The 13,909-nt window shown below is 61.7% G+C and carries 9 protein-coding genes; 3 read left to right on the forward strand and 6 right to left on the reverse strand.

Going from position 1 to position 13,909, the window contains the following annotated elements; all coding sequences use genetic code 11:
- Positions 1–66: 66 nt before the first annotated feature.
- Positions 67–726: a metallophosphoesterase gene (locus tag K6T12_RS00745; protein ID WP_222218450.1), complete on the reverse strand. Its 660-nt coding sequence runs from the start codon at positions 724–726 to the stop codon at positions 67–69.
- A 247-nt stretch (positions 727–973) separates the two neighbouring features.
- Here K6T12_RS00745 and egtB point away from each other — a divergent pair, with 247 nt between their 5' ends.
- Together egtB and egtD are read left to right on the forward strand one after the other, a co-directional pair.
- On the forward strand, positions 974–2,221 hold the full coding sequence (gene egtB, locus K6T12_RS00750; RefSeq protein ID WP_315853543.1) for an ergothioneine biosynthesis protein EgtB: 1,248 nt from the start codon (positions 974–976) through the stop codon (positions 2,219–2,221).
- Positions 2,221–3,222, forward strand: a complete 1,002-nt coding sequence (gene egtD, locus K6T12_RS00755; RefSeq protein ID WP_222218452.1) for an L-histidine N(alpha)-methyltransferase — start codon at positions 2,221–2,223, stop codon at positions 3,220–3,222. The genes egtB and egtD overlap by 1 nt, the downstream gene beginning before the upstream one ends.
- A 431-nt stretch (positions 3,223–3,653) precedes the next feature.
- Here egtD and K6T12_RS00760 read toward each other — a convergent pair whose 3' ends face one another.
- Positions 3,654–4,340, reverse strand: a complete 687-nt coding sequence (locus tag K6T12_RS00760) for a response regulator transcription factor (RefSeq protein ID WP_222218454.1) — start codon at positions 4,338–4,340, stop codon at positions 3,654–3,656.
- 357 nt (positions 4,341–4,697) lie between these two features.
- Between K6T12_RS00760 and K6T12_RS00765 the strand changes: the two genes are divergently transcribed.
- Entirely contained in the window at positions 4,698–6,059 is a 1,362-nt protein-coding gene (locus tag K6T12_RS00765; RefSeq protein ID WP_222218456.1) for a sodium-dependent transporter, read from the forward strand.
- 75 nt (positions 6,060–6,134) lie between these two features.
- Here the strand turns inward: K6T12_RS00765 and K6T12_RS00770 are convergent, their stop codons facing one another.
- From K6T12_RS00770 to bktB, 4 genes are all read right to left on the reverse strand, one after another.
- Complete coding sequence (locus K6T12_RS00770; RefSeq protein ID WP_222218556.1) at positions 6,135–7,769, reverse strand: electron transfer flavoprotein-ubiquinone oxidoreductase; 1,635 nt, start codon at positions 7,767–7,769, stop codon at positions 6,135–6,137.
- A gap of 139 nt (positions 7,770–7,908) precedes the next feature.
- Positions 7,909–9,687 carry an acyl-CoA dehydrogenase C-terminal domain-containing protein gene (locus tag K6T12_RS00775; protein WP_222218459.1) on the reverse strand — a complete coding sequence of 593 codons (1,779 nt, stop codon included), beginning with the start codon at positions 9,685–9,687 and terminating at the stop codon, positions 7,909–7,911.
- A gap of 119 nt (positions 9,688–9,806) precedes the next feature.
- Positions 9,807–11,948, reverse strand: a complete 2,142-nt coding sequence (gene fadB / locus K6T12_RS00780; protein WP_222218461.1) for a fatty acid oxidation complex subunit alpha FadB — start codon at positions 11,946–11,948, stop codon at positions 9,807–9,809.
- A gap of 198 nt (positions 11,949–12,146) precedes the next feature.
- Complete coding sequence (gene bktB / locus K6T12_RS00785) at positions 12,147–13,331, reverse strand: beta-ketothiolase BktB (protein WP_222218463.1); 1,185 nt, start codon at positions 13,329–13,331, stop codon at positions 12,147–12,149.
- Positions 13,332–13,909 lie beyond the last annotated feature (578 nt).

Genomic DNA, 13,909 nt, shown 5'->3' on the forward strand with positions numbered 1-13,909 from the left:
GCGACGCTCGTCAAAGAGGTTTCTGAAGGGCCGCTTATCTTGCGCCGCATCTGCCCCGGCCGGCCGCTAAGCCGCCGCCCGCACCTCGCACAGATCCGCCAGGTCGATAATCGTCAGATGCCCGGTGGTGAACGCGCCTGTATCTATATAGTTCACATTGCCCAGACGCATCGGCTCCGATACCGGGGTATGGCCGCAGATCACCGCGTCGATCCCCCGCACCGGGTTACAACGCCGCTCGCTAACCCGCCTGCGGGCCCAGGTCATGGTCTTGATATCGCCGGCTTCCACCCCGGCCCAGTCGTCACCCGGAACTTCGGCATGAACGATCCCCACATGACCGGCGGCGCTCTCCAGTTCGATGGCGCAGGGCAACCATTTATCGAGCATCTGGGCCAGCGCCTTCAGCTCTTCCATGTTCTCCTTGGCCATCCAACCGCCGCCATTCCACAGCCAGAGGTCGATACTGCCGTCACGCAGCAACGCATCGAACATCATCTCCTCGTGGTTGCCGCGCACCGCCCAGAACCAGGGCTCGAACATCATCCCCATGCATTTCATCGAGTCCGGCCCCCGGTCGATCAGGTCGCCCACCGAGAATAGTCGGTCAGCATCCGGGTTGAAGCCGATCTGTCTCAACTTGCGCAGCAGCAGCGTAAAATGCCCGTGCAGGTCGCCAACCGCGAAGTCATGACCTCGCTTGTTTCGTTCGAACCTCTGCAACATCACCCGAAACCTCCCGGCGCCCCCCTTCTCGCCTCCAGTTAGCTCTCTCTCCATATAAGCGTGGACGCCAATGACGCTAAGCGCCACACCTGCGGCTCGGTTGCTTATCGTCCAGATAAATTGTACAGCGCGGCGGCAGAAGCGAAGTTCATCGCCTATAGTCAAACAAACCTTTGCCCGATGGGGCATCGAGCAGGCAGGGATTGAGAAGTTCCCCGTGAGGCTACTGGCGACCTGGAGAAAAGCGGTGTCTGACGAGCAGGAGCGACAAGGACTGATGGCCCGATATCGCCAGGTACGGGCAACCACCGAGCAGCTGTGCGCGCCGCTCGCCCCCGACGACTTCCAGATCCAATCGATACCGCAGACCAGCCCGCCGAAATGGCACCTGGCCCACGTCAGCTGGTTCTTCGAAAACTTCGTGCTGCCGCTGTTCAGCAATTACCGGCCCTACCATCCTCTGTTCGGCCACCTGTTCAACAGTTATTACCAGAGTGTCGGCGAGCCCTTCCCCCGACCTGATCGCGGTCTGCTCTCCCGCCCCACGGTCGGCGAGATCTATGGCTATCGCCGCTACGTGGATGAGCAGATGCTGGCGCTGCTGACTGCGGTGAGCAACGATCGCTGGCCGGAGCTGCAAAACAGAGTGGTGCTGGGCTTGAACCATGAACAGCAGCATCAGGAGCTGCTACTGATGGATATCAAGCACAACTTGTCGATCTCCCCGCTGTTCCCGGCCTATCGCGACGACCTACCGCAAAATGGCATAGCCGCGACAGAGATGGGCTGGCAAGAGCAGCACGGCGGGCTGTACGAAATCGGCGCTGCCGGCGGCGAGTTCGCCTTCGACAACGAAACTCCGCGCCACCGGGTACTGGTCAACGACCATCGACTGGCCGACCGCTTCGTCACCAATGGTGAGTACCTCGCCTTCATCGAAGACGGCGGCTACCGGGATGCCCGGCTCTGGCTGGCGGACGGCTGGGCGTTGATCAACCAGCGCGGTTGGCAACAGCCGCTGTACTGGCGGCAGCGGGACGGCGAGTGGCGGGAGTTCACCCTGGCCGGTATCAGGTCGCTGAACCCTGCCGAGCCGGTCTGCCACCTCAGCTATTACGAAGCCGATGCTTATGCCTGCTGGGCCGGTAAGCGGCTGCCCCGCGAAGAAGAACTGGAACTGGCGTTGACCCAGCGGCCGCTGAGCGGAAATTTTGTCGAGTCCGACCGGCTGCACCCGGCGCCTGCCAGCAGCGATGGCCAATGGTTTGGCGATCTCTGGGCCTGGACCGCCAGCAGCTACGGCGCCTATCCCGGCTTCCGCCCGCTGGCCGGCTCGTTGGGCGAATACAACGGCAAGTTCATGGCCAACCAGATGGTCCTCAAAGGTGGCAGCTGTGCCACGCCACAGCAGCACTGCCGGGCCAGTTATCGCAACTTTTTCTATCCCGATGAACGCTGGGCCTTCTGTGGCCTGCGCCTGGCGGAGGATCTCTGATGAAAACCCGGGTACGTTTTCACGACCACAAACCACGCGAACTGAGCCTGGCCGATACGGTGATCGACGGGTTGTCGCGCGCCAACAAGGCAATTCCACCGAAGTTCCTCTACGACCAGCGAGGTTCACAGCTATTCGATGCAATCTGTGATCAGCCGGAGTATTACCTACCGCGCGCCGAGCGTGGCCTGTTGAATCGATTGAGCGGCGAAATCGGCCGCCTGGCCGGCCGTCAGCGTACGGTATTCGAGCCCGGTGCCGGCAGCCTCAGCAAGATACGTCTGCTGCTCGAACCTCTACTACCCTGCTGTTACGTACCGATGGACATATCCGCCGACTATCTGCAGGACGCCGCGCATAACCTGAGTCGCGATTATCCCTGGCTGGATGTGCACGCCACCTGTGTCGATTTCACCCACTCCATTCCACTGCCGGAGCAGCTTCCTGATCGTCACCGGCTGGCGTTTTTCCCCGGTTCCAGCTTGGGCAACTTCGAACCGACCGAAGCCCAGCAGTTCCTGGCGATGGTCCAGCAGCGGCTCGGGGCCAACGGTATGTTGCTGATCGGTGTCGATACCAAAAAATCCGCCAGGGTACTGAATGCGGCCTACAACGACGAAGCCGGCGTGACCGCCGAGTTCAACCTGAACCTGCTAAAGCGACTGCAGCGGGAGTTGTCGGCGGTATTGGAAGTCGACCAGTTCGCCCATCATGCTTTCTATAATGAGCAGCAGAGCCGCATCGAGATGCACCTGGTCAGCCGTCGGGCACAGACGCTGTGTATCGGTGACCACTGTTTCGAATTCAAGGCGGGCGAAAGCATCCATACCGAGAACTCCTATAAATACAGCCCGGACGAGTTTCTCGCCCTGGCCAGACGGGCCGGCTTCCGGCCGGTCGACTACTGGCTGGCCGAGCAAGACAGCTTCGCCCTCTACCTGCTGGAAGTTAGCGAGCGGACTGACTGGCACTGGCCTTCGCCCTCTCCAGAAGCACAGTAAGTCAATCTGCGCAATTACTGATCCAGCTCACTGGCAGCCCTGGCCACTACTTCTATAGTTGCTGAATAAGCGTTTGCAAGGATGCTCCGACTCGCATACATATCCGCCCGAGACTACGAGCCAGGAGTGACAAAGATGCCGACCCGCACCTGTATTCATTACAAGACGAAGCCGACATCCCCAACCGTTGCGGAACTTACCCTGACCGACCTGTTAGCCGACCAAGCCAGCAACGGCTATTGCAGCCATAAACACGCCGGCAATCACGCGCACTGCAAACACATCCCCTGCAGGCACCAGCAGTGCGGAGGCTGCTTCGACAAATGCACGATTCCCCCGTCAAAGTTGGGTGACTTCGCCTGAAAGTAGGCAGCCGATTCCACTTTCGCCCCGCTGCAGAGTAAAGTTTTAGATCGTCCTCGGTCTTTGGATCACTGCAGTGCGGTCGCCCCCTGGTAGCCAAACGCCTGGGCACTCAGACTGCCTGCCGGGCTCATGCCACCATTCATCGCCAGCACCAGATGGGTGCGGTTATGGATACGCAACTTGCGGTAGATATTGGAGACATGACGTTTGACGGTGCTTTCATTTAGATCCAGCTGGAAAGCGATCTCCTTGTTCATCAGACCGCCCGCCAACAGATCCAATACGGTGTGCTCGCGGGGCGTCAGTCTACTCACGCTCTGGCCGATGGCGGAGAACTGGCCCTTGGAATGGATAGGCTCCCCGCCCGCCACCCCGTCCGGCCGGAACCAGCCTGCACCACCCAGCAAAGTGGCGATTGCCGCCGGCACATCATCCAGCGGGGCCTGCTTGGACAGCACGCCCCGCACGCCCAGCCGGCGCAATTGGCGCTCGCCGACCACCAATCGGGAGCCACAGGTCAGCAATATTGGAATATCCAGCTGGCAGAGCCACTGACGCAATTGACTTTCGAACAACGCCACATCCAGCACGATCAGGTCGATATCGGGCTGCTGATCGAGTTGCTGTTGCAGCCCGGTCGCCGAGCCGGCCTCGTAAAACGCCAGCGTATGCCGTACCTCCCGGCAGGCCAGCTTGACGCCCTCCCGATAAAGCGGCGAGCGATCGGCGATCAATAATTTGTAGCCATTCATCGGCATCTCCTTTCGGCTACAGCTAAAGAGAGCACTCCACGCCTCTAAACGTAGCCCGTCAATCTACACTAGCTGTAAGTGTCGCGGCTTATACCAGCACCAGCAATAACGGAAAAGGCTGTTTTATTAACATTAGCGGACAGGCTAAACAGCAGATCACACCGGACATACGGGCATTTACGGCTTAACGCAGATAACGACTAGACTTTTTTGGACGGCAAACGCCCACAGGGCTCTGATCCGGGCCAGCTGCCCGTCCTGATGGCGGTTTTTTAAGGCTATGCAGGGCAAAACTAAGCTTATAAGCAGAATTCGAGCCGCTGCGCCCAGTGGCTCAACCTGCGCGGGGGAATCCCTATGCCACAGCAAAGAAAATCGATGCACGGCGAATGGTCGTCGCGCTGGGCCTTTATCCTGGCTGCCACCGGCTCGGCGGTGGGGCTGGGCAACATCTGGAAATTTCCCTATATCACCGGCGAAAACGGCGGCGGCGCCTTCGTGCTGGTCTATCTGGCCTGCATCGCCATCGTCGGCATTCCGATCATGATGGCCGAGGTGATGCTCGGTCGGCGTGGGCGCCACAGCCCGATCAACACCATGCGCCTGCTGGCGCAGGAGTCGGGCCGCTCGCCGGCCTGGCAGCTGCTCGGCTGGGGCGGGGTGCTGGCCGGCTTTATCATCCTGTCGTTCTATAGCGTGATCGCCGGCTGGGCGCTGGCCTATGTACTGGAAGCCGCCAGTGGCGCCTTTGTAGGAGGCGAAGCCGACAGGATCGGCGCCCTGTTCGGCGGCCTGCTGGGCAATCCGGTTACCCTGATCAGCTGGCATACGATCTTTATGGCGATGACCGTCTTTGTGGTGGCGCGTGGTGTCGAGAAGGGGCTGGAACGGGCGGTACGGGTGTTGATGCCGGCGCTGTTCGCGCTACTGCTGCTGTTGGTCGGCTATGCGATGAACAGCGGCTACTTCACCGATGGCCTGGCGTTTCTGTTTAAGCCCGATTTCAGCAAGATCAGCGCCGAGGGGGTGCTTATCGCCCTGGGCCATGCCTTCTTTACCTTGAGCCTGGGGATGGGCGCGATCATGGTATATGGCGCCTATCTGCCGCAGAAAGCCTCCATCGCCACCACCACGGTCACCATCGCCGCCGCCGACACCCTGGTGGCACTGCTGGCCGGGATGGCGATCTTTCCAATCGTGTTCGCCAATGGCCTGGAACCCGGCGCCGGCCCCGGCCTGATCTTCCAGACCCTGCCGATCGCCTTCGGCCAGATGCCCGGCGGCCTGCTGTTCGGCACCCTGTTCTTCGTGCTGCTGAGCTTCGCCGCCTGGACCTCGGGCATCTCGCTGCTGGAGCCGGCCGTTGCCTGGCTGGTGGAGAACCGGGGCCTCAGCCGCGTGGTCGCGACCGTCGGCTGCGGCGGCATCATCTGGCTGCTGGGGCTGGCAAGTGCGCTGTCGTTTAATATCTGGTCCGATTTCACCCTGTTCGGCAAGACCATCTTCGACAACCTGGATTTTCTGGCCTCCAATATCATGCTGCCGCTCGGCGGCCTGCTGATCGCGTTGTTCGCCGCCTGGCTGCTGCCCAGGGCGATCAGCCATGACGAACTGGCGATGCGGGAGGAAGGCACTTACGCGCTCTGGCTGTTCATGGTGCGCTACATCACACCGGTCGGCGTCAGCCTGGTGTTCCTGAACGCGATCGGCCTGATCTGACAGCCCGCCAGAACAACGCACGCGGGAGGGTTTGCCCATCCCGCGTGTTTGCTGCCCGCCCCGAGATGGAGTGGATCACATATTGGGATAGTTCGGCCCGCCGCCCCCTTCCGGGGTCACCCAGGTGATATTCTGGGCCGGGTCCTTGATATCGCAGGTCTTGCAGTGCAGGCAGTTCTGGGCGTTGATCTGGAAGCGCGGCCCGCTACCCTCGTCCACCACCTCGTAGACCCCCGCCGGGCAGTAACGCTGGGCCGGCTCGGCAAACGCCGGCAGGTTATCCCGCAACGGCAACTCGGCGTCGGCCAGCTGCAGGTGGCAGGGCTGATCCTCCTCATGGTTGGTGTTCGACAGGAACACCGAGGAGAGCTTGTCGAAGCTCAGCTTGCCGTCCGGTTTCGGGTACTCGATCGGCTGGAAACCGCTGGCCGGCTTCAACTGGGCATAGTCCACATGGTTATCACGCAGGGTGATCGGCAATTTGCCGCCGAAGATGTTCTGGTCGATGAAGTTGAACGCACCGCCGAGGAAGGCGCCGAACTTGTGCATTGCCGGACCGAAGTTGCGACTGCGATGCAACTCGTCGTACAACCAGGAGGCCTTGAACTTGTCGTTGAAGCCGGTCAGCTCCCTGCCGCCGTCGCAGCCGCCGCTAAGCGCCTCGAACACCGTCTCGGCCGCCAGCATGCCGGATTTCATCGCGGTGTGGGTGCCCTTGATCTTGGCGAAGTTCAGGGTGCCGGCGTTACAACCGATCAACAGACCGCCGGGGAAGGTCATCTTCGGCAGCGCGTTATAGCCGCCCTTGGTGATCGCCCGGGCACCGTAGGAAACCCGCTTGCCGCCGTCCAGGTACTGCTTCAACACCGGATGGTGCTTGAGCCGCTGGAACTCGTCGAACGGGCTCAGGTAGGGGTTGTCGTAGTTCAGGTCGATGATCAGCCCGACCACCACCTGGTTGTCCTCGGCGTGGTACAGGAAAAAACCACCGCTGGCCCCCTGCGACAACGGCCAGCCGGAACCGTGCAATACCAGCCCCGGCTGATGTTTGGCCGGATCGATATCCCACAGCTCCTTGATACCGATACCGTAGTGCTGCGCATCCGCCTCGGCATCCAGCCCGAAGTTGGCGTACAGCTGCTTGCCCAGGTGACCACGGCAGCCTTCGGCGAACAGCGTGTACTTGGCGTGCAGCTCCATACCCGGCATGTAGCTGTCTTTCTGCTCGCCGTTGCTGGCGACACCCATATCGCCGGTGGCGATCCCTTTCACCGAGCCATCCTCGTTATACAGCACTTCGCTGGCGGCGAAGCCGGGGAAGATCTCGACACCCAACTGTTCCGCCTGCTCGGCCAACCAGCGGCACAGGTTGCCAAGGCTGGCAATGTAGTTGCCCTCGTTGTGCATCGTCTTGGGCACCACGAAGTTGGGCAGCTTGGTGCCCTTGTCGGCATCTTTCAGCAGGAACAACTGGTCTTCGGTGACCGGCGTATTCAGTGGCGCGCCCAATTCCTGCCAGTCCGGGAACAGCTCGGCCAACGCCCGCGGCTCGACAATCGCGCCGGACAGAATGTGGGCGCCGACTTCCGAACCCTTTTCGACCACACAGACCGTCAGTTCCCGCTCGGCCGCCTGTGCCTGCTGCATCAGCCGGCAAGCCGCCGCCAGGCCGGACGGCCCGGCACCGACGATTACGACATCAAATTCCATCGCTTCACGCACAATAAATACCTCCTGCACCCCGTAACTATTATTTTCTTTCTTCCAATGCCCGCCCGTAACAGAGCGGCCTTCGTCAGCGACCGGTCGCCCTCAGAGCGGGCTGCTACGGATATCTAAATCGATCTCTTCAAAACAAATCTTCCGGCAGTTCCATGATGCTGCCGCTGCCAGCCTGGATAGAGGCCAGGTTTGCCTGCACCCGCGGCAGCAGATGATCGCAGTAGAACCGCACGGTCGCCTGCTTGGCGTTCAGGAATTCCGTATCGCCCTGACCGGCATCCAGCTGCGCCTGCGCCTTCAGCGCTGATTTGCCCATCATCCAACCACCACAGAGGTAGCCGAACAGCATCATGAAGTTGACGCTGACGCTGCCGGCGGCGTCCCGATCGGCCGGCGCGTTGTCCAACAGCCACTGGCGGGCCTGCTGGCCGCCGGTCAGTGCGGTACGCAGTGCACCACCCAGCGCTGACAGCTGCTCGCTACCCTCCAGCGCAACCACCGTCTGTTCGATCTCCGCCAGCAGCTCGGCCAGCAGCTCGCCGTTGTTCAGCAAGGTCTTACGGCCCACCAGGTCGAGCGCCTGGATGCCGGTGGTACCTTCATAGATGGTCAGGATACGGGCGTCGCGGTAGTGCTGGGCCGAGCCGGTCTCCTCAATGAAGCCCATGCCGCCGTGCACCTGGGTGCCCAGGTAGGTCACCTCCTGCGCCAGTTCGGTCAGCCAGCCCTTGACGATCGGTGTCAGCAGCTCGACCCGCCCCTGATGTTTGGCGGCACTGGCCGCATCCTGAGCGTAATGACTGCGATCGATCTCCGCCGCCGCCACGTAGGCCAGGCCGCGCATCGCTTCGATCGAGGCCTTCATCTGCATCAGCATGCGGCGAACGTCCGGATACTTGATGATCGCGAAGCGGCTGCCGTCCCGATTGGTGCCCTGGATACGCTCCTTGGCGTATGCCACCGCCTGCTGATAGGAGCGCTCGGCGATCGCCAAGCCCTGCAGACCAACCCCCTGGCGGGCGTGGTTCATCATCGTGAACATGTAGGCCAACCCTTTATGGGGTTCGCCGACCAGGTAACCGACCGCGCCTTCGTTGTCGCCGAAGCTCATCACGCAGGTCGGGCTGCCGTGGATACCCAATTTGTGCTCCAACGACACGCAGTGAGCGTCGTTACGCACCGCCGGATTGCCGTTGTCATCCAGCAGGAACTTCGGCACCACGAACAGCGAGATCCCCTTGACCCCGGCCGGCGCGTCCGGCAGGCGGGCCAGCACCAGGTGGACGATGTTGTCGGTCATCTGGTGGTCACCCCAGGTGATGAAGATCTTCTGGCCGGTGATCAGATAGTGATCGCCGTTCGGCACCGCCCGGGTTTTCACCGCCGCCAGGTCGGAACCGGCATCCGGCTCGGTCAGGTTCATGGTGCCGGTCCAGGTGCCGCTGATCATGTTCGGCAGCCATGTCTGTTTCAATTCGTCGGAACCGTGATGAGCGATCGCCTCGATCGCGCCCTGGCCCAACAGCGGGCAGAGGGCGAAGGCCAGGTTGGACGACTGCCAGATCTCGTTGACCGCAGTACCCAGCAGGTTGGGCAGGTTCTGGCCGCCAAACTCTTCCGCGCAAGTGAGCGACGCCCAGCCGTTCTCCATGTACTGTGCATAGGCCTCGGCAAAGCCCGGCGTCTGCTCGACGCCCTGCTCGCCCAGCTTGGCGCCCTGGGTGTCGCCCACCACGTTCAGTGGCGCCAGCACCTCGCTGCCCAGCTTGCCCGCTTCGGTGAGGATCACCGAGGCCAGTTCGGCGTTGACCTCGTCGAGGCCGGCATCACTACACAGTTGGTCGAACTCGACCAGTTCGTTGATGACAAACTCGGCATCGCGGTACGGATGGATATAGTCGCTCATGGGATTGGTTCCTCCGGCCCTGCTATCGCAGGCTCTCGTTATTCTGTTTACCGGCGGCGCCCTGCTGGCGCGCCGGCCTCAACCGTTGTCTTTTTCGTTATTCAGTTCATTTGCCGTGATCAGCCGTAAAAGGGACGTTGTTCCGCCTGGCGGACCTTGAAGCCTTCGGTCAGTCGGTACAGTTCGCCCTGTGCGGCATTGGCCTCTACCCGGGCGGCGAATTCATCCAGCCCCAGGGTGTCGATATAGCGCAGCGCGCCGCCACGGAAGCGCGGGAAACCAAGCCCCAGGATCAACCCCATATCCACCTCGGCTGCGGTTTCGACGATGCCGTCTTCCAGGCAACGCACCGCCTCCAGGCACATCGGGATCATCATCCGGTCAATGATCTGCTGATCGGTCAGCTCGACCACCTCGCCAGCGCGTTCGGCGATCAGTTCACGCACCTGGCCGGACGGCTCCTTGAAGCGGCGGCCATGGTCATCGACGCCGTAGTCGTAGAAGCCTCGGCCGTTCTTCTGGCCCAACCGTTCGTTGGCCAGCAGCGCTTCGATGATGGGTTCAGCGTCATGACCCATCCGCTGCGGGAAACCGACCTGCATCACATTGTCGGCGTGCACCATGGTGTCCAGCCCGATCACGTCGGCCAGGTAGGCTGGCCCCATCGGCCAGCCGAACTGCTCCATCACCCGGTCGATGCGCTGGAAATCCACGCCATCCATTAGCAACCGGTTGAAGCCGTTGAAGTACGGGAACAGGATCCGGTTGACCAGGAAGCCCGGACAGTCGTTGACCACGATCGGCATCTTGCCCATGGCGCTGGCATAGGCAACGGTCCTGGCAATGGTGGCATCACTGGACTGTCTACCGCGGATCACCTCCACCAACGGCATCAGGTGAACCGGGTTGAAGAAGTGCATGCCGCAGAACTGTTCCGGGCGTTGCACGCTCTCGGCCAGGCTATCAATGGAGATAGTGGAGGTGTTGGACGCCAGTACCGCGTCGGCCGACAGTTCGCGCTCCACTTCGGCCAATACCGAGGCCTTAATCGCTTCGTTCTCAACTACCGCTTCGACCACCAGATCGACCTCGCCAAAACCGCTGTAATCCAGCGTCGGCTTGATCGCATCCATCACCTGAGCCTTGCCCTGCTCGCTCAAACGGCCTTTTTCTATCTGCCGGTCGAGCAGCTTGGCAGCGGTTTTACCGCCCAGCGCCAGCGCTTCGTCGCGAATATCCTTCATCAGGATCGGCGTGCCGGTGGAAGCCGACTGGAAGGCCACGCCGCCGCCCATGATGCCGGCGCCCAGCACCGCCGCCTGCTTCACCGGCGCCGCCTGCTGGCTCCAGCGCTTGGAAGTCTTCTTCAGCAGCTGGTCGTTCATGAACAGGCCGATCAGGCTGGCGGCGACAGCGCTCTTGGCCAGCGTGACGATGCAATCGGCTTCCAGCTCCAGCGCCTGCTGGAACGGCAACGTGGCATGGGACATCACCAGCTCCAGGATGGCGCCCGCAGCCGGGTAGTTCGGGTCCAGCTTGGTACTCAACCGGTTGAGCAGTTCAGTACGCTCATTGCGGGCGCTGAAGCTGTCCGCCAACGGCTGCTGCTTACGGGCACCGTTGTCGGTGTAGCTGGCCTCGCCGCTAACCGCGTCCTGCAGCAACTGCAACGCCTCGCTACGCAGCTCGGCGCTGCCGACGACCCGGTCGACGGCACCCAGTTGCTGTGCTTTCAGCGCTTTCTGCGGCTTGCCGGAAAGCATCCACTCCAGCGCCGCCTCGGCGCCGATCAACCGGCTCAGCCGCACGGTGCCGCCCCAGCCCGGACAGATCCCCAGGTTGACCTCCGGCAGGCCCACCTTGCTGTCGGTCGCCGCCAGCCGGAAATCGGCCGCCAATGCCAGCTCGAAGCCGCCGCCAAGCGCCATGCCGTTGATCGCCGCAACCGTCGGACAGGGCAGCTCCTCCAGGGCACAGAACAGCTGGTGAGTGCGCATCACCCAGGCCTTCAGTTCGCTATCGCTGAGCGAGAAGTTGCGCTGAAACTCGGTGATATCGGCGCCGACCACGAAGGCCGGCTTGGCACTGCTGATCAACAGGCCGCGCAGCTGATCCTGGTTCTGCAGCAGTTCGACCGCTTCGGCCAGTTCGGCCAGCGTCTGGTCGTTCAGCGTATTGACCGACTGGTCCTGGTTATCCAGCACCAGTTCAACCAGCCCCTCATCCAGGGCGTTCAGGCGGATAGTCTGTCCGGCGTACATCGTTACTTCCTCGAAACAGGTCCGATTCGCCTTTATCGGCAACTCAATGGCAGCGAAATCCATAAAAAAGGTAAAAGGGGGCCCACCCTGGCCCGAATGGACCCGCGGGTCCTACCAGAGTGCAAGCAAATCAAACGAAAAATTGGCAGCGGGACAGGCGGTGAAACGGCTCACCCCTGCCCCATCGATTAGCGAGGCTTAGGCGCGCTCGAACAGCGCCGCAATCCCCTGGCCGCCACCGATACAGAGGCTGACCATCGCATAGCGGCCATTGACGCGGTTCAGTTCGTGCAGCGCCTTGACGGTGACGACCGCGCCGGTGGCACCGATCGGGTGGCCCAGCGAGATACCGCTGCCGTTCGGGTTCAGCCGCGCCTGCGGCAACTCCAGCTGCTGCGCCACCGCCAGTGCCTGGGCGGCGAAAGCTTCGTTGACCTCGTAGACGTCGATATCGTTGACGCCCAGGCCGTTGCGCTCGAGAATCTGGCGGATCGCCGGCACCGGGCCGATCCCCATGTATTTCGGATCAACCCCCACCACCGAGTAATCGACCAGCCGGGCCAGCACCGGGCGACCTTCCGCCTCGGCCTTCTCGCGGTCCATCATCAGCAGGGCCGCCGCGGCGTCATTCAGCCCGGAGGCGTTGCCGGCGGTGACGGTGCCATCTTTCTTAAACACCGGCTTCAGCTTGGCCATATCCTCCGGCGTGCAGTCGAAGCGGACATGCTCGTCGGTATCGAACAGGGTGACGCCCTTACGGCTTTTCAACTCCACTGGCAGGATCTGTTCCTTGAAATGGCCCTGTTCGATCGCCCGCTGCGCGCGGTTGTGGCTCTCGGTGGCCAGCGCATCCTGCTGTTCGCGGCTGATGCCATATTTTTCGGCGACATTCTCGGCGGTCACCCCCATATGGATATGGTTGAACGGGCAGTGCAGCGCGCCGACCATCGGATCGACCATCGCACCGTCGCCCATCCGCTGACCGAAACGGGCGGTCGGCAGCCAGTAAGGCGAGCGGCTCATCGACTCGGCACCACCGGCCACCACGGTATCGCAGATACCCAGCTCGATCTGCTGGGCGGCGCTCACCAGCGCCTGCAGACCGGAGCCGCACAGCCGGTTGACGGTCAACGCCGGGGTTTCCTGCGGCAAACCGCCATTAATGGCAGCGACCCGGCCCAGGTACATGTCGGCTGGCTCGGTGTGGATCACGTTGCCGAAAACGCTGTGACCGACGCTTTCCGGCGTCACGCCGGCACGTTTCACCGCCTCGGCCACCAGCATGCCGGCCAGCGCGCCCGGCGCATATCCTTTCAGGCTGCCGCCGTAACCGCCAATCGCTGTACGTACACCACTGACGACTACCACTTCACGTTTCTGCATCGGATCTCTCCTCTCTGGTCGGGCGGCAGCCGGTGCCGGCCCCGGGTATTCTTTTTATGTTGTCTGCCCGCTGCTTTGCCTGCGTCTACCGCTTTGCAGCAGTCGGGTATAAAGCAATCTAGCCAGCTCAGTTAGTGTTCTTAGTTTGGCTTTCACTGGCTTTGCCAACAATGACCGAAACCGCCGATTAATTAACATAAGAGGACAGCCCACATAGGACAGGACGCTTAAAATGACCGTCTTCGGCGATCTCCCATCACCACCTAGTCATATGTGGACAGCCTAAACAATCGAGCCACTTACGGCGTTTTGGTGTATTCACTCGAAATACAGCAGAGTCTAGCGGTGGCTATCAGCCACCGCATCGCACAAAAAGACTAGAACCGAGGGCCCCCAAAGACATTTCAGACCCGCTGCCGATCTTTGCCACCGGCGCCCCAACGGTCAACGCAGAAACTTCACTCCGGCTCGCCTGTCTGAACTCTTAACCGAAGCTGAACTGTCGGCTGATGCCGGCGCCCCGAGAGACAGGCACCTGACCTATGCGCCACCTCGCCCTGCTGCTTTTGGTAGGCATT

It is taken from the genome of Marinobacterium arenosum, assembly GCF_019795155.1.
GTDB classification, from domain to species: Bacteria; Pseudomonadota; Gammaproteobacteria; order Pseudomonadales; family Balneatricaceae; genus Marinobacterium_C; species Marinobacterium_C arenosum.